The sequence below is a fragment of the Methanobacteriaceae archaeon genome (assembly GCA_029219465.1).
In the GTDB taxonomy this organism is placed as follows: domain Archaea; phylum Methanobacteriota; class Methanobacteria; order Methanobacteriales; family Methanobacteriaceae; genus Methanocatella.
Genome location: JAQXTL010000006.1, coordinates 41617 through 58083, shown reverse-complemented (window position 1 = coordinate 58083; position 16467 = coordinate 41617). Strand labels below are relative to the sequence as shown.

Here is a 16467-nt window from a genome sequence, read left to right as displayed (position 1 = left end):
GATTATAATTGATATACTGTTTTTAATTCATGCAATCGTTTAAGAATTTTTTTCTTGTAATCGATACTCATGAAACCAAATTTATCCAATGAACATTATGTTCATGGGGGATTAATATGACACAAGATGTAATTAACGCGGTGAAGGAGGCAAAAGAACAATCTAAGCCGAGAAACTTCACTGAGTCCGTAGATATTATTATTAATATCCGTGACTTAGATGTCAAAAAACCAGAAAATAGGTTTAATGAGGAAGTTACTCTTCCTAACGGCCGTGGCAAAGATGTTAAAATTGGAGTCATTGCTGATGGGGAACTCATTGTTCAAGCTAAAGAAGCTGGTCTTGACACTGTAATTAATAAAGGAGATTTAGAAGCTTTCGGAAAAGACAGAAAATCCGCTAAAAAAATGGCAAACTCTGTTGATTTCTTAGTAGCTCAAGCTGATATGATGCCACTTGTTGGTAGGTTCTTAGGTCCAGTACTCGGTCCTCGTGGTAAAATGCCAAAACCAGTACCTGCAAGTATTAAATTAGCTCCTCTTTTAGACAGATTACAAAGTACTGTCAAAGTTGGTGTAAAACAACAAGCAAGTATTCAAATTGTTGTTGGAAGCCAAGACATGTCAGACGAGGATATAGCTGAAAATGTGGAAACTGTTCTTACAGTCTTAGACCGCAATTTAGAAAAAGGAAGAAGTCAAATCAAGTCCATGTTTATTAAAACAACTATGGGACCAGTAGTGAGGGTGATCTAATGGCTCATGTTGCAGAATGGAAAAAGGAAGAAGTCCAAGAGCTCAAAGAACTCATTAATCAACACGAAGTAATCGGTATTGTTGACTTAATGAACATTCCTGCAAAACAGCTCCAAGAAATGAGAAAATCTCTCAACGGTAAAGCTGTAATCAGAATGTCTAAAATCAATCTTATTGAATTAGCTCTTGAAGATTGTAATGCTGATAAAAACAACATTGTTGATTTATCCGAACATATGGAAGGTCAAGTTGCAATTATTGCTACTGAAATGAATCCTTTCAGATTATACAAAATATTAGAAGACAGCAAAACTTCAGCTCCTGCTAAACCAGGATCTATCGCTTCTGATGATATTATTGTACCTGAAGGAGACACCGGTTTTGAACCAGGTCCTTTCTTAGGTGAATTACAACAAGTTGGAATTCCTGCTAAAATTGATAAAGGTAAAATCTGCGTACAAAAAGAAACTGTCGTCGTAAAAGCTGGCGAAGAAGTTTCCAAACAAGTAGCAGCAACCTTATCCAGAATGGATATTAATCCTATGGAAGTAGGAATCGATTTAAAAGCAGTATATGAAGAAGAAGCAGTTTATACTTCCGACATACTTGCAATCGACGAAGAACAAACATTAGCTGACGTTCAAAATGCATTCAGAAATGCATTTAACTTATCTGTAAACGCAGCAATCCCTACTGATGAAACTATTTCCACTATCATTACTCTCGCATACACCAGAGCTATTAATGTTGGTGTAGAAGGAGCAATTGTAACCTCTGAAACTGCTGAACCGATCATTGGTTTAGCTCAAGCTAAAATGTTAGCAATCGCATCCGAAGTAGCTGATACTGAAGGCGCAATTGACGACGAATTAGCTGACAAACTTTCCAACGTTGCTGTAGCAGCTGCTCCAGTAGTTGAAGAAGTTGTTGAAGAAGAGGAAGAAGAGGAAGAAGAAGAAAGTAGTGAAGAAGAAGCAGCAGCTGGGTTAGGAGCTCTCTTCGGTTAAAATTATTATAATTTTTATTGTAAAAACTAACACTTTATAAAATTAATGGTGATAACATGGAATACATATATGCGGCAATGATTTTGCACAGTGCAGAAAAAGAGATTAACGAAGAAAATGTTAAAAGTATTATTGAAGCAGCAGGTATTGAAGCTGATGATGCTAGAATCAAAGCTTTAATCGCAGCTTTAGAAGATGTTGACATTGACGAAGCTATGGAAACTACTGCTATGGCAGCAGCAGCTCCTGCAGCAGCTCCTGTAGCAGCTGAAGCAGCTGAAGAAGAAGAGGAAGAAGAAGAGGAAGAAGAAGCTTCTGAAGAAGAAGCAGCAGCTGGATTAGGTGCTCTCTTCGGATAGGTTTTTTAAATCTATCACCTTTCTTTTTTTTTTATTTACATAACTGAATAATTCTTATTTTTACTTAAAAACCAACTATTTATTTACTGCTATTTTTACTAAAAATCAAAGTTTTTCTGACATTTTTTCACTAATTATTTATTTAACAAAATTCATAGTATATACTAATAAATAATTTGAACTGATTCATATGGTAGAAATTTTTGATAAACTTGGTTATAAACTACAAACTTGTAAAACTTGTGGACAAGAGTTTTACTCTCAAGTTGATAGGGAAACTTGTGGGGACGCTCCATGTGACGAGTACGGTTTTATTGCAAATCCTGCTACTGATAAACCATACAACTTATATGAAATCCAAAAAGTTTTCAGAGAATTTTTAGAAAGTGAAGGACATGTACACGTCCCAAGATATCCAGTTCTTGCTAAAAGATGGAGAGATGACGTATTTTTAGTTGGAGCATCAATTTTCTGTTTCCAACCATGGATTACATCTGGACTTGTTAAACCACCTGCAAACCCTATTGCAATGGCTCAACCTTCAATCAGACTTAACGACGTTGACAATGTTGGAAGAACCGGAAGACACATGACCTGTTTTACTATGGGTACTCATACAGTTATCAACAAAGAAGATGACTTCATTTACTGGGAAGATGAAACCATCAGAATATGTCACGAGTTTTTCAACTCAATTGGAATTAATACTGAAGAGATTACTTTCATCAAATCATGGTGGTCTGGTGGAGGTAACGAAGGACCTTGTTATGAAGTATGTTGTAGAGGAGTAGAACTTGCAACTCTCGTGTTTATCCAATACGAAACTTTAGAAGATGGATCTAAAAAAGAAATTCCAATTAAAGTTGTAGATACTGGTTATGGTCTTGAAAGAATTGCATGGATTTCTCAAGGAACTCCAACAGCTTACGATGCTTGTTTTGCACCTGTTGTTGATAAATTAAGAGAATTAACTGGTGTAGAAATCAATGAAGATGTCCAAGGAAGAAATGCACAAATTGCAGGAATGATGGATATTGAAGATATTGGAGACTTAAAAGAACTCCGTCAACAAGTTGCAGACAGTTTAGGTCTTACATTAGAAGACTACTTAAAAGCAGCAGAACCAATGGAAGCAATTTACATTATTGCAGACCACACACGTTGTCTTGCATTCATGATTGCTGATGGTATTATTCCATCCAACGTAAAAGAAGGATATCTTGCAAGATTAGTATTAAGAAGAACAATTCGTTTCATGAAAGAATTAAACATGGAAGAATCCCTTGCAGATGTAATGGCAATCCAACTTGATTTCTTATCCAAATTCTATCCTGAAATTCGTGACAGTGAAGAACACATCATGAATATTATCACTTTAGAAGAAGAAAGATATGCTGCTACAGTTAAAAAAGGTAAAAGTATTGTTAAAAGATCCATTAAAAGACTTAAAAAAGAAGGCAAAGACGAAATGCCTCTTGACATGTTAATTGACTTATATGATGCTCACGGAATTCCTCCTGAAACCGTTGTTGAAATGGCAGGAGATAACTTCACTGTTAATGTTCCAGATAACTTCTTTACTCAAGTAGCAGGAGCACACGAAAAAGATACTTCCAATAAAAAATCCGCATTTGAATTAGATTTCCCTGAAACTGATTTATTATTCTATAAAGATTTCTACCAACAAGAATTTGAAGCCGAAGTTTTAGGATTAATCGAAAAAGACGGCGATAAATGTTTAATCTTTGATAAAACCTCATTCTATCCTGAAGGAGGAGGTCAGCCTTCTGATATTGGTGAAGTTGTAATTGATGGCAAATCATATGAAATTAAACACGCAGAAAAAATCAACAATGTCGTATTACACCATATTGAAGGAGATATTGATGATGTAGCTGGAAAAACTGCAACCGGTAAAATCGACTGGACAAGAAGAATAACCCTTGCACGTCACCACACTGGAACTCACTTGGTTATTGCAGCTGCAAGAAAAGTATTAGGTCAACACATCTGGCAGGCAGGATCTCAAAACGGACTTACCAGGGCACGTATTGACTTATCTCACTACAAACGTATTACTCAAGAAGAATTAAACGAAATTGAAAAATTAGCAAACGAATACGTAATGGAAAATATTGATTTAGATATTCAATTCCATACAAGAGATGAAGCACAGGAATTATATGGTTTCGTACTCTACCAAGGAGGTATTGTTCCTGGTAAAATGATTCGTGTTGTTAAAATCCCTGGTGTAGATGTTCAAGCTTGTGCAGGTACACACGTACTTAGAACTGGTGTTGTTGGACCAATTAAAATCAACAAAACCGAAAGGGTTCAAGATGGTGTAGAAAGAATTGATTTCTCAGCAGGTCTTGCTGCAATTGATTCAATGCAACATGACAATGAACTTTTAAGAGAAAGTTCTGCAGTATTTAAAGTTGACAATGATCAGCTTCCAAAAACATGTGACAGATTCTTTAGTGAATGGAAAGCACAGAAAAACGAAATCGACAGGTTAAAATCACAAATTGCTTCTCTTAAAATGAATTCACTTGCTGATGACTATGAAGAAATCAACGGATTAAAAGTTGTTTCTGAATTAATGGAATCAGACTTCAAGGAACTTCAAAAAATAGCTACTGACTTTACCGACAATGGAAAAGCAGACATAGTTATTATGGGAAACAACGATGGTAAAATAGTTGGTGCAGCTTCTCAAAACGCAATTGATAATGGAATTAAAATCAATGAAGTTATCAAAACTGCAGCTGGTGTATTAGGTGGTGGCGGTGGTGGCCGTCTTACTTTAGCACAAGGTGCAGGTAAAAACACAGACAAAATGGATGAAGCTATCCAAACCGCTATTGATTTAATTAAAGGATAATTTTTTATCCTTTCTTTTTTTTAGAAAACTTTTATTAATGTATAAATTAAAAATTATACTTGCTGTTATATTTTAAAAAACTAGTATTGAAGGGATTACTATTTTTTCAGCGCGAACTAATTAAAAGAGTTGTTTTAAATGAATTATGATTTAATTATTGCCAGATATGGTGAAATTGGATTGAAAAGTCCAAAAATAAGGTCTCGCTTTGAAAAAAAGCTAGTTAAAAATATTAAAGCTACTTTTGAATGCAGTGTTGATAGAAATCAAGGAAGAATCTATATTTTCCCTGAAAACTTTGAAGATGGAATTGAAAAATTAAACAAGGTTTTCGGAGTTGTTTCTTATTCTCCTGCAACCTCAACCAAAACAAGCTATGAAGATATTGATGAGACTTTAACAAAATATGTTGAAAGCTTAGTTGAAAAAGGATTAATTGATGAAAATACTAAATTTGCAATTAAATGCCGCCGTGTAGGTAAACATGAATTTACTTCCCAGGAAATGGCTGCTCATTGTGGTGGAGTTGTAAGAAAAGTTGTAATGGCTCCTGTTGATTTAACAAATCCTGATTTAACAATATTTGTTGAAGTTAGAGAAAATGATACTTATATTTTCCATGAAAAAATCAAAGGTCCTGGAGGCCTTCCATTAGGAACACAAGGAAAAGTTGTTGTGCTTTTATCCAGTGGAATAGACTCTCCTGTTGCTGCTTATCTGATGATGAAAAGAGGATGTGAAGTTATTGCACTTAACTGTGATAATGCTCCGTTTACAACACCTAAAGCAGCTGAACTTTTCGAACAGTTAGTTGATCAGTTAAATGAATATGCAAAAGGAGTTCCTATTAAAAAACGTGTTGTTCCATATGGAGAATATTTACAGACTGCTAAGGGCACTGCTCCTGAAAAAATGACCTGTGTATTATGTAAATCAGGAATGTATCATATTGCAGAAAAATTAGCTCTAAAACTTGGTGCTGATGCTATTGTTGATGGAAGCAGTGTCGGTCAGGTTGCTTCACAAACATTATCAAATATTTTAGCTACAAGATACGGTGTAGAAATGCCTATTTTATCACCTTTAATTGGTCTTGATAAAGAGGAAATCACTAAAATAGCTAAAAAGATAGGAACTTTTGAAATATCCAAAATCGATGATGGAGGGTGTAGTGCAGTTCCTAAATATCCTGAAACCCGTGCTGATTTAGAACGTGTTAAAAAGGCATGTGAAGATATGAATCAGGACGCTGAAGTTCAAAAAGCTTTTGAAAATATTAGAAGACTTGATTAAGTTTTCTTTTTATACTTTTTTTTAATCATAATAATTAAATACTATACAATATAAAATTAATAAATGTATAGTAAATGGAAATTTACTAATCGAGGTTAATAATATGAAAACTACTGTTAGTGTAATTAAAGCTGATATTGGAAGTGTGTCTGGACACTGTGTAGCACACCCAGAATTAATTGATATTTGTGACGAAGTTTTAAACGAAGCTTTAGAAGCAGGTATCATAAAAGATTATTATATATCCCGTTGTGGAGACGACATTGACTTGATTATGACCCACGACAAAGGGGAAGAAAACGAAGAAGTACACAAAGCTGCATACGATGCTTTCATGAAAGCTACCGAAAGAGCACGTGAATTAAAATTATACGGTGCAGGTCAAGACTTATTATCTGATACTTTCTCAGGTAACATCAAAGGTATGGGTCCTGGTGTAGCTGAATTTGAATTCGAAGAAAGACCATCTGATCCAGTACTCGTATTCTGCTGTGACAAAACTGAACCTGGTGCATTCAACTTACCAGTATTTAGAATGTTTGCAGACCCATTCAACACTGCAGGTCTTGTAATTGACCCAAGTTTACACGAAGGATTCAAATTTGAAGTATTCGACGTAATCGAACACAGAAAAGTTGTATTAAACTGTCCTGAAGAAATGTACGATTTACTTGCATTAATCGGTTCTACTGGAAGATACGTAATTAAAAGAGTATGGAAGAAAAACGGTGAAATCGCAGCTGCAGTAAGTACTGAAAAATTAAACTTAATGGCTGGAGAATACGTTGGTAAAGACGACCCAGTATGTATTGTAAGAGCACAATCTGGTTTCCCTGCAAACGGAGAATGTGTTGACCCATTCGCATTCCCACACATCGTAAGTGGATGGATGAGAGGATCACACAACGGTCCATTAATGCCTGTATCTGAAGCAGAAGCAAACCCAATCAGATTTGACGGACCACCTAGAGTAGTTGGTTTAGGTTTCCAAGTAGCTAACGGTCAATTAATCGGTCCTGTAGACTTATTCGATGACCCTGCATTCGACCCTGCTCGTGAACAAGCAGCAAACATTGCAAGCTACCTCAGAAGACACGGTCCTTTCGAACCTCACAGATTACCTGCTGAGGAAATGGAATACACTTCATTACCTGGTGTAATGGAAAAATTAGAATCCAGATTCGAAGATATGGAATAAATTTAAAGAGATTTAATTTATCTCTTCTTTTTTTAATTTTTAAAATTAGTTTTTATGAGCAGTTATAATAGTAAAACTGCTGGAATTAATTGTAATTCTACAATCATCAACTTCAACATAATAGTTTTTTCCCTGTTTATCAACTTTTGATGATTCCTTTTTAAGTTTTGAAATACAATAGCTAACAGGTTCTTCACTTATTTCAAGATTTTTTTGTATTCTTCCAACACCCATTTCAGTTGTGTGGATTTTATCAACATTTTTTAATAATTCTTCTTTATGCATTTTATCACTCATTTTTTGCATCTTAGTAAATGCTATACTTACTTATTTATATACTCTTGATCTATTTATTATATATGTCATTTTTAAAATTTATTCTTAAAAATCCATTTAGGAGGAAAAATAGTGCAATTTTAGCTATTGTAGGGATTGCAATAGGAATTGTCGTTATTGTTGCTCTTGGTGGAATTACTGATGGTTTAATAGATACTTTTGAAGAAACAATTCACGCGGGAGGTGCGGACTTTTCAATTTCTGGAAAAGAAACTGGAGATTCTGCATACGGAACCAATACGATTGATGCAAATTGGACAGAAAAGATTGCCAATGTGTCTGGTGTAGATAAGGCTTATGCAATTTATGTTGTTTTGACCTCGGTTGGTGATGATTATATGAATACATTAATCGGTATTGACCCGTCCGGTAGTGAGTTGGCAGATATTTCAATCAAAGACGGAAGAATGTTTGAAGATAATACATCTGAAGCTATTTTAGGTGAAATATATGCTGATGACAACAATTATTCTGTTGGAGATAATATTGTAATCAATGGTGAAGACTTTGAAGTTGTTGGTATTTACCAAACCGGTGATCAAAACATGGCTGGTGGAGTATTTACTTCCATTTCCAAAGTTGGAGAATTAATGGATGATGAAGATTCCATTTCAAATATTTATGTTAAAGTAAACAAAGGTGAAGATCCTCAAACTGTTGCAGATAGAATTGATGCAATGTATGGGGAAAACATTACTACTGTGACTTCAGTTATGGAAATGGGTCAGATGGCTGATATGTTAAATATGCTTCAGGCATCTACTTGGGCAATTTCACTTTTAGCTATTGTTGTTGGTGGTTTAGGAATTATCAATACAATGTTAATGTCTGTATTTGAAAGAACACGTGAAATTGGAGTTTTAAAAGCTGTTGGATGGTCCAATAAAAAGATTTTAACCATGATTGTTGGTGAATCACTTGTAATTACAGTTGTATCTGCAATTATTGGTTCATTAATTGGATTTGGAGCATGTACTTTACTTGGTCCGCAAATGGGAATTACCCCACTGTTTAGTCCTAAAATTTTCATCCAGGCATTTTCAATTGCAATAGTTGTTGGAATTATTGGTGGGTTGTATCCTGCTATTAAAGCGGTTAAACTTCCTCCAACAGAAGCATTAAGGTATGAGTGAGGTGATTTTATGAATGCTGTAGAAATAAAAGATTTATACAAAAGTTATGAAAATGGAAAAATTAAAGCATTAAATGGAATTAATCTCACAATCAAAGAAGGGGAATTCGTATCAATTATCGGACCGTCAGGTTCTGGTAAATCCACTTTGCTTAATATGCTTGGTGCATTAGATATTCCTGATTCTGGATCAATATCTGTTGCTGGTAAGGACTTAAAAACATCCAAAAAGTTAAATGAGTTTAGATCAAATCAAATTGGTTTTATATTCCAATTACACAACTTGATTCCAAACCTTTCTGTAGTTGAAAATGTTGAAATTCCAATGTATACTCAAAAAATCTCCTCAAAGGACATGAGAGCTCGTGCATTGAAATTATTGGATGATGTTGGTCTTAATGGTAAAGCTAAAATCTTGCCAAATAAATTATCTGGTGGTGAACGTCAAAGAGTAGCTATTGCTCGTGCACTTGCTAACGAACCATCAATTATATTGGCAGATGAACCAACAGGAGCACTAGATTCAAAGACAAGTAGTAAAATCCTTAAGCAATTAATTGATTTACACGAAGATAAAAATGTAACATTAATTATTGTAACTCATGATATGGATGTAGCTAAACTAGCTGATAGAGTTATCGAAGTTTTAGATGGTGAAATAATTTCAGTTGGTGATGACTCTTTGATAAATAGTAAAATTGATGTTTAGATGATTCCATGAATCATCCTTAAAGCATCTAATAATCCGTGACTGTATTCAATACAACCGAATGCAGTCCTCATATCTTCTTTTTCAAGATAATATTTGGAATCGTTCCAGTAATCAATAGCTCTGTCATACACTTCTTTTTCTTTTCCTTCAAAAGTGATATGTGCTACCTGATTAAGATTTCTTTCTAATTTTGCAATATCTTTTGCTATTTTTTCAGGACTTTCAAGTTCGCTCATTTTAACTGCCTCCAAACATGTAATATTCTCTGTCCAACAGTAAAGTAAGATAAGATTACTAATATGTAAATTATGTATGTAAAGTAGATATCTCCTGCGAAATATCCGATAATTGCTCCAGCCATTAAAATAATCATACGAACCGCACGCTCTGCAATTCCAATATTACATTCAACACCTTGAGATTCTGCTCTTGCTCTTACATAGCTTACACATATTGCAGAATGAATTGCAAGCACTCCAACAAACCAGTCACAATATCCACCAAATATTATTCCAATGTAAATAATAGCATCTGCAAATCTGTCCATTGTTGAGTCAAGAAATGCACCAAATTTAGATGATCTGTTATGATAACGTGCAACAGCACCATCTACAACATCTAAAAATCCGGAAAGAAGAATAGCTATTGTTCCTAAAATCAGTAATTTATTTGCAAATCCATACGCTGCAACAAGTGCAACAAACGGAGAAATCACCGTTACAATATTTGGATTAATATTTAATCTACTGGCAACAGGGTTCAATATTTTAGTTAATAAGGGTCTTAAACTTTGAAGCATAATTTATATATAAAGATTTTATATAATATATTTGTTAGGTAGTTTAAATGAAGATTTTAAAAACAAGTATTGACTGTATTGATGAAGAAATAATAACTGAAGCTATTCGCGTATTGGCTGATGGTGGGGTTGTATTATATCCTACTGACACTGTTTATGGACTTGGAGCCAATATTTTTAATAAAAATGCAGTTAAAAAAGTTTATGATATTAAACAGAGAAGTTTACTTAAACCGCTATCTATACTTGTACATGATATTGAAGCTATTAATTTGGTCGCTAAGGTTTCATTAAGTCAAAAAGAACAACTTAAAGAGTATTTACCTGGACCATACACATTTATTTTAAACAAACGTCCTATTGTACCAAGAACAATCACAAGCGGATTAAATAGTGTTGGTGTGAGAGTTCCGGATTGTGATATTGCACGTAATCTTGCAAGAATTTTTCCAATAACTACAACTAGTGCAAATCTTTCTGATGATGAGGTTTTAGATAATCCTGATGAGATATTGGAACAATTGGATTGTGAAGTTGATTTGGTAATTGATGTTGGCAATTTAAATTCTAATAATCCGTCATCTATTATTGATTTATCTGGTTTTAAACCAAAAATAATAAGAAAATAATATATATTTATACACTACAATATTTATATTATGAAAGTATTAGCTAATTTTGAAGATACTCACAAAATCCTATCAAATTCCGCTCTTGATGTTATGTTAGGTGGTGGATTTGAAAAAGGAACAATTACTCAAATTTTTGGAGCACCAAGCTCAGGTAAAAGTAATGTCGCTTTATCCTTAGCAGTTAATGTGGCTAAATCAGATAAAAAAGTAATCTACATTGACACTGAAGGTGGTATATCTATTGATAGGATTAAACAAATTTCTGGTGAGGATTTCTCAAAAGTTGCTAATAATATAATCGTTTTCGAACCAACAAACTTTTTAGAACAAAACGATACAATCAAATCAATTGATGTATGGCTTAGAAAAAACCACGATGATGTTGATTTAATTATCGTTGATTCTGCTGTTGCATTATACAGAGTAGATGATATGAAATCCTCTCGTCTAAATAAGGAATTAGGTAAACAGATGGGAATTTTATCTAAAATCGCAAGACAATATGATGTTGCAGTTATTCTAACAAATCAAATTTACAGCTCATATGATGATGAGGGAAACAACGATATTAAAGCTGTTGGCGGAACTATTCTACAGTACTGGAGTAAAGCAATAATTCAACTTGAACGTGGTGATGATATCAACCAGAGAATTGCCACATTAAAACGTCATAGAAGTATTCCTGAAGGAAAACAAGCTATTTTCTCAATTACTTCAAGGGGAATTATTTAGGTACTTTTATTAATAATTAATTATATATATCTATTTTGGAATTGTTGAGTGATATTTATGAGGACTAATTTTGATATAAAAAATCCCCCAAAAAAGTTTAAAAAAACTGAAAGGGTGCCTCCAAAAGGTTATGATAATTCAAATGACTTTTTTGAGGATATGTACATGGATGAAGATATGATTTGGATGGGTCAAAACACCAACCATTTACATGATGATACAATAGCTGACGCCATGGTTGAAGCTATTCGTAAAAAAACTTACTGTAGATATCCTGCCCCAGAAGGATTTTCAGAACTTAGAAAATTAGTTTTAGAAGATTTAGGTTTTGAAAACTCTGAAGTATTATTAACTTCTGGTGCGACCGAATCATTATATTTATGTATGCAAGCATTATTAGCTCCTGAAGACAATGTAATCTTATCTGATCCAGGTTATTTCATTATTGGGGACTTTGCAAATAGATTTGCACATGAAGTAAGATATGTTCCTATTTATGATGAAAAATATGGGTATAAATTAACTCCTGATCTTTTAAGAGAAAATATGGATGAAAATACTCGTATGGTAGTTTTAATTGATCCATTAAATCCTTTAGGTTCCTCATACAATGAAGATGAATTAAAAGAATTCGCACAAATTGCAAAAGAAAATGATTTATATCTTTTACATGATGTTACTTACAAAGACTTTGCAAGAGAACATTTCCTTTTAGAAAATTATGCTCCAGGTCAAACCTTAACAATTTACAGCTTTTCTAAAATATTTGGAATGGCAGGTTTAAGAATTGGTGGAGTTGTTTCTTCAAAACCAATTATTGATGCTATTAAAAACGCTGTTGTAAACGATTTGGGAGTAAATATTATTTCTCAATACGGAGCTATTGCAGGTCTTAAATCAAAAGATCTTTGGTATGAAGACATGAGAAATACCTGTTTTGAAAATCAAAGATTAATTAAAGAAATGGTTGATACAGTTGATGGAATATTCTTACCAGTTTATCCGTCTGATGCAAACATGATGGTTATTGATTTGTATGAAGCTGGAATCAATCCAAAAGACATGTCAAATTACTTGATTCAAAAAGGACTTTTCACAAGAGAAGGTGAATACACTTCTGATAAATTTGGAGACAGATACTTACGTATTAGTTTCTCAATTCCAACAGAAGAAATCAAAGTATTCTGTGAAGAGTTCCCTAAGGCTGTTGAAGCTTTAAGAAAATGATTAATGTAGATTTTGAGGGGTTTAGATACCACAAACCTCTTCCTAATTTTTATAAAATAAATAATCCTGAAAATCCTAAACGTGAAATTTCAGATGAGTTATTAGATGAATTAAATCAGCTTGCTAAAAAATATAATTTTTCATCAATTAGCTATTCAAAATTGTCTGATGAGTTTAAAAAGGATTTTAATATTGATTTTGATAATGTAATTATTTTTAAATTTCTTATGGGTGATGAGTTATTAAAGATGCAACCCTCCCGTGAGAAATGCAAATTGATGGATGAGGAATTCCAAGACTATGGGGTTCATATTTATGAATTTGCCGACTTTTTAAGAGAAAACGGATTTCAAGCAGATTTGTTACATCCTTTAGATGATGGTCTAAGTTTAAGGGCAATTGCTATGCAATCTTGTGAGTGTATAATTACTAGAAGCAACATATGTTTATTTAAAGATGGTTTGCACAATGGCTTTTTTATGATTCACACATCAATAGACAACTTACCATTTAAAAATGAAAATGAAATGTTATGGGTTGAAGACTTCTGCTCAACCTGTGGTGTTTGTATTGATATGTGTCCTGAAGATGCATTTGATGAAAATGAAAAAGTCTTGCGTAAAATTTGTACTGCCCACAAGGAAGGTTGTAATGTTTGTATTTTAAGATGTCCTTTCTTTAAAAGAGGTTATGATAAAGTTAAAAAACGATACGAAAGAATGAAAAAGTAGGTGTAAAAATGTGTGATAAAATTGCTTTAGTTGCATGTAGTGGTTTAAGTCCATTAGGTTTAGTTGTAAGAGCAGCTAGTGTTGAATTAGCTTTGGAAAATGATAATATTGTTGCAGCATGTATTACTGAGTATTCTGCACAACAAAAAGATTGTTCTCCAATTTTAGAAGATGCAAAAATCGTTACAATCACAGGTTGTGGAGATGACTGTGCTGCTGTTATCTTAAAAGATAAGGATGTAAATCCTATTATTAACATTTCTGCTGATAGTGTTGTAAAAGCATATGATTTAGAACCATTGGATGCTGTTCGTTTAGATGAAGATGGTGAAAAAGCAGTTGATGTTTTGAAAAAATATATCTTAAAAGAACTTGAAAATATCTAAAAAAAATAAAATAAAAAAAGGAGATACTTAATCAGATAAGTAATAATACTCTCCTTTCTCTTTTTGTTCACGGTCTTTATAACTGTCAAGTTTATTCACTCTTGGTCTTTTTGTTTCTTTATCTCTTCTAAATGTAATGTTGAGATTTCCTAAAAATTCGTTCATAGCATTTCTTAAATCAGTTGGTTTTGATGCATGACCGTTTAAACCAGGAGTTCCGTTAAATACCATTGCTCTATCGGAGATGTAATCGATAAATACAATATCGTGATCAACGATAAGTGAAGCTGCGTTTCTACTTTCAACCATTTTACGGATTACTCTTGCAGCTATTAATCTTTGTTCTACATCTAAAAATGCTGTTGGTTCGTCGAAAAGATAGATTTCAGCATCTTTTGATAATGTTGCAGCAATAGCTAATCTTTGAAGTTCCCCACCACTTAATCCTTTAACTGGTTTATCTAACATATCATCTAAGGATAATGGTTTCATAATTTCACTTTCAAAGATTTTACTTCCGAAACTAGGAGCATTCATGTATAAGAAGTCACTAACGCTTCCTTCGAAGTTGGATACAATGTATTGTGGTTTGTATGCAATTGTAACTTCGCTGTCAACTTCTCCGTCAGTTGGTTCTTCAACTCCTGCAAGTAATTTAGCAAAGGTGGTTTTACCAATACCGTTAGAACCAAATGCAGTTACAATTTCATCATAAAAGATTTCTCCTGCATCAGCGGTTAATTTAAATCCGCCGTAATCTTTGTTTAAATCAGAATAGCTTGAAAGTGCATCTCCTTCATCTTCAGGTGTTGGGGGTCTGATTGTAAATTCAATTGGATTTCTTCTGATTCTTACGTTTTCTTCTGATAAGAATCCGTTGATGTATGCATTGATTCCTAAACGAACACCTTTTCTTCCGGATACAACCCCGTATCCTCCAGGCTGACCATAAAGAATGTGGATGTTATCGGATAGTGCATCTAAGGTAGCAAGGTCGTGCTCAATTACAAGAACGCTTTTTCCTTCTTCAGCAAGAGAACGGATTACTTTAACTGCATTTAATCTTTGAGATACGTCAAGCCATGATGTTGGTTCGTCAAAGTAATAGAAATCTCCTTCTCTTAAAACGGTTGCAGCTATTGCAACTCTTTGAAGTTCCCCACCACTTAAGTTTTCCATTTTCCTATCTAATACGTTTTCAAGTTGTAATTCTTTTGTAACGAATTCTAATTTGTCTCTTTCGTTTACATTGTTAAGTAAGTCTTTAACTTTTCCTTTTACAACTTTTGGAAGTTGGTCCACCATCTGTGGTTTTAAAACAGTTTTAATTTTACCTTCTGATAAGTCTTTGAAGTATTTTTGAAGAGATGATCCTTTATAAAAATCAATAACTGCATCCCAGTTTTCAGGATTGTTTTCAAAGTCTCCGAAGTTTGGAATTAAATTCCCGGACAAGATATTCATGATTGTAGATTTACCAATACCGTTTTGTCCAAGAAGACCTAAAACAGTTCCTTCTTCAAGGGTTGGAAGTCCAAACAATTCGAATTGGTTTTGACCAAATCTATGTATTGGCTCTCCTGCTGCTTCTGGTAAGTTAATGATTGTAATAGCATCAAAAGGACATCTGTTTGTACAAATACCACATCCTTCACATAATTCTTCAGATATCAACGGTTTTTTAGTATCTTCGTCAATTATGATGGTGTCTTCATCCATTCTAACACCTGGACAGTAATTGATACAAAGATAATCACATTTTTTTGGTTGACATCTATCTTTGTCTAAAATTGAAATACGAGTCATTATAATCACATAAAAAATATAATCATTAATAGTTATGTTTATTATAATAATTAAACCTTATTTTCAAAAATTTTTTAACATAATAGTTTAATATTTAATGTTATGAAACAAGTGATGATTGTTAGAACAGAGTTAAAGATGGGTAAAGGAAAAATAGCTGCCCAATGTTGTCATGGTTCTATTGGTTCTTATAAAAAAGCTTCACCTGAAAAGATTAGAAAATGGGAAACAACAGGTTATGCTAAGGTAGTTTTAAAAGTTAAGACACTAGAAGAATTAAGTGAACTTAAAAAACAGGCAGACATAAATAAAGTTCCTAATTATCTTGTTGTTGATGCTGGAAGAACTCAGATACCTACATCAAGTGTTACAGTTTTGGCACTTGGTCCTGATGAAGATGAAATAATTGACAAAATAACTGGGGATTTAAAACTTTTATAGTTAATGATAGCTATTTTTATTAAATGTGGTTGTAATT

Annotated in this window: 18 protein-coding genes; 14 read left to right on the top strand and 4 right to left on the bottom strand. The window is 33.4% G+C overall.

Annotation, left to right across the window (positions count from 1 at the left end):
• The first annotated feature begins 116 nt into the window (after positions 1-116).
• The 6 genes from PUD86_05000 (at position 117) to fbp (ending at position 7496) form a co-directional block, all read left to right on the top strand.
• Entirely contained in the window at positions 117-755 is a 639-nt protein-coding gene (locus PUD86_05000; protein ID MDD6776629.1) for a 50S ribosomal protein L1, read from the top strand.
• Complete coding sequence (locus PUD86_04995; protein MDD6776628.1) at positions 755-1762, top strand: 50S ribosomal protein L10; 1008 nt, start codon at positions 755-757, stop codon at positions 1760-1762. Before PUD86_05000 ends, PUD86_04995 begins: the two co-directional genes overlap by 1 nt.
• A 56-nt stretch (positions 1763-1818) precedes the next feature.
• Positions 1819-2121 carry a 50S ribosomal protein P1 gene (gene rpl12p / locus PUD86_04990; GenBank protein MDD6776627.1) on the top strand — a complete coding sequence of 101 codons (303 nt, stop codon included), beginning with the start codon at positions 1819-1821 and terminating at the stop codon, positions 2119-2121.
• A 190-nt stretch (positions 2122-2311) separates the two neighbouring features.
• Positions 2312-5005 carry an alanine--tRNA ligase gene (gene alaS, locus PUD86_04985; GenBank protein ID MDD6776626.1) on the top strand — a complete coding sequence of 898 codons (2694 nt, stop codon included), beginning with the start codon at positions 2312-2314 and terminating at the stop codon, positions 5003-5005.
• 138 nt (positions 5006-5143) lie between these two features.
• Positions 5144-6298: a tRNA 4-thiouridine(8) synthase ThiI gene (thiI, locus tag PUD86_04980; GenBank protein MDD6776625.1), complete on the top strand. Its 1155-nt coding sequence runs from the start codon at positions 5144-5146 to the stop codon at positions 6296-6298.
• 103 nt (positions 6299-6401) lie between these two features.
• On the top strand, positions 6402-7496 hold the full coding sequence (fbp, locus tag PUD86_04975; protein ID MDD6776624.1) for a fructose-1,6-bisphosphate aldolase/phosphatase: 1095 nt from the start codon (positions 6402-6404) through the stop codon (positions 7494-7496).
• A gap of 45 nt (positions 7497-7541) precedes the next feature.
• Here the strand turns inward: fbp and PUD86_04970 are convergent, their stop codons facing one another.
• A complete protein-coding gene (locus PUD86_04970) occupies positions 7542-7781 on the bottom strand; it encodes a DUF3781 domain-containing protein (protein MDD6776623.1) in 240 nt (79 codons plus the stop codon).
• 74 nt (positions 7782-7855) lie between these two features.
• On the opposite strand from PUD86_04970, the gene PUD86_04965 reads away from it, so the two are divergent.
• Together PUD86_04965 and PUD86_04960 are read left to right on the top strand one after the other, a co-directional pair.
• Positions 7856-8965 (top strand): ABC transporter permease, encoded by a 1110-nt coding sequence (locus PUD86_04965; protein ID MDD6776622.1) that lies wholly within the window; start codon positions 7856-7858, stop codon positions 8963-8965.
• Positions 8966-8974: 9 nt separating this feature from the next.
• Entirely contained in the window at positions 8975-9673 is a 699-nt protein-coding gene (locus PUD86_04960) for an ABC transporter ATP-binding protein (GenBank protein ID MDD6776621.1), read from the top strand.
• On the opposite strand, the gene PUD86_04955 is transcribed toward PUD86_04960, so the two are convergent.
• Both PUD86_04955 and pgsA read right to left on the bottom strand, forming a co-directional pair.
• Positions 9670-9912 (bottom strand): DUF357 domain-containing protein, encoded by a 243-nt coding sequence (locus tag PUD86_04955; GenBank protein MDD6776620.1) that lies wholly within the window; start codon positions 9910-9912, stop codon positions 9670-9672. The two genes, PUD86_04960 and PUD86_04955, sit on opposite strands and share 4 nt — an antisense overlap.
• Positions 9909-10475 carry an archaetidylinositol phosphate synthase gene (gene pgsA, locus PUD86_04950; GenBank protein MDD6776619.1) on the bottom strand — a complete coding sequence of 189 codons (567 nt, stop codon included), beginning with the start codon at positions 10473-10475 and terminating at the stop codon, positions 9909-9911. Before pgsA ends, PUD86_04955 begins: the two co-directional genes overlap by 4 nt.
• Positions 10476-10522: 47 nt before the next feature.
• On the opposite strand from pgsA, the gene PUD86_04945 reads away from it, so the two are divergent.
• Genes PUD86_04945 through PUD86_04925 form a run of 5 tightly spaced genes read left to right on the top strand, consistent with a single transcriptional unit; the run spans position 10523 to position 14183 of the window.
• A complete protein-coding gene (locus PUD86_04945) occupies positions 10523-11104 on the top strand; it encodes an L-threonylcarbamoyladenylate synthase (GenBank protein ID MDD6776618.1) in 582 nt (193 codons plus the stop codon).
• Positions 11105-11134: 30 nt separating this feature from the next.
• Positions 11135-11839 (top strand): DNA repair and recombination protein RadB, encoded by a 705-nt coding sequence (gene radB / locus PUD86_04940; protein MDD6776617.1) that lies wholly within the window; start codon positions 11135-11137, stop codon positions 11837-11839.
• Between the two features lie 57 nt (positions 11840-11896).
• The gene (locus PUD86_04935; protein MDD6776616.1) at positions 11897-13066 is read left to right on the top strand and encodes a pyridoxal phosphate-dependent aminotransferase; all 1170 of its coding nucleotides are present in this window, start codon (positions 11897-11899) and stop codon (positions 13064-13066) included.
• Positions 13063-13797, top strand: coding sequence for a 4Fe-4S binding protein (locus PUD86_04930; GenBank protein MDD6776615.1), 735 nt, complete (start codon positions 13063-13065; stop codon positions 13795-13797). Before PUD86_04935 ends, PUD86_04930 begins: the two co-directional genes overlap by 4 nt.
• Before the next feature lie 8 nt (positions 13798-13805).
• On the top strand, positions 13806-14183 hold the full coding sequence (locus PUD86_04925; protein MDD6776614.1) for a putative zinc-binding protein: 378 nt from the start codon (positions 13806-13808) through the stop codon (positions 14181-14183).
• 27 nt (positions 14184-14210) lie between these two features.
• Here the strand turns inward: PUD86_04925 and PUD86_04920 are convergent, their stop codons facing one another.
• Entirely contained in the window at positions 14211-15989 is a 1779-nt protein-coding gene (locus PUD86_04920; GenBank protein ID MDD6776613.1) for a ribosome biogenesis/translation initiation ATPase RLI, read from the bottom strand.
• Between the two features lie 102 nt (positions 15990-16091).
• Here PUD86_04920 and pth2 point away from each other — a divergent pair, with 102 nt between their 5' ends.
• Positions 16092-16430, top strand: a complete 339-nt coding sequence (gene pth2 / locus PUD86_04915; GenBank protein MDD6776612.1) for an aminoacyl-tRNA hydrolase — start codon at positions 16092-16094, stop codon at positions 16428-16430.
• Positions 16431-16467 lie beyond the last annotated feature (37 nt).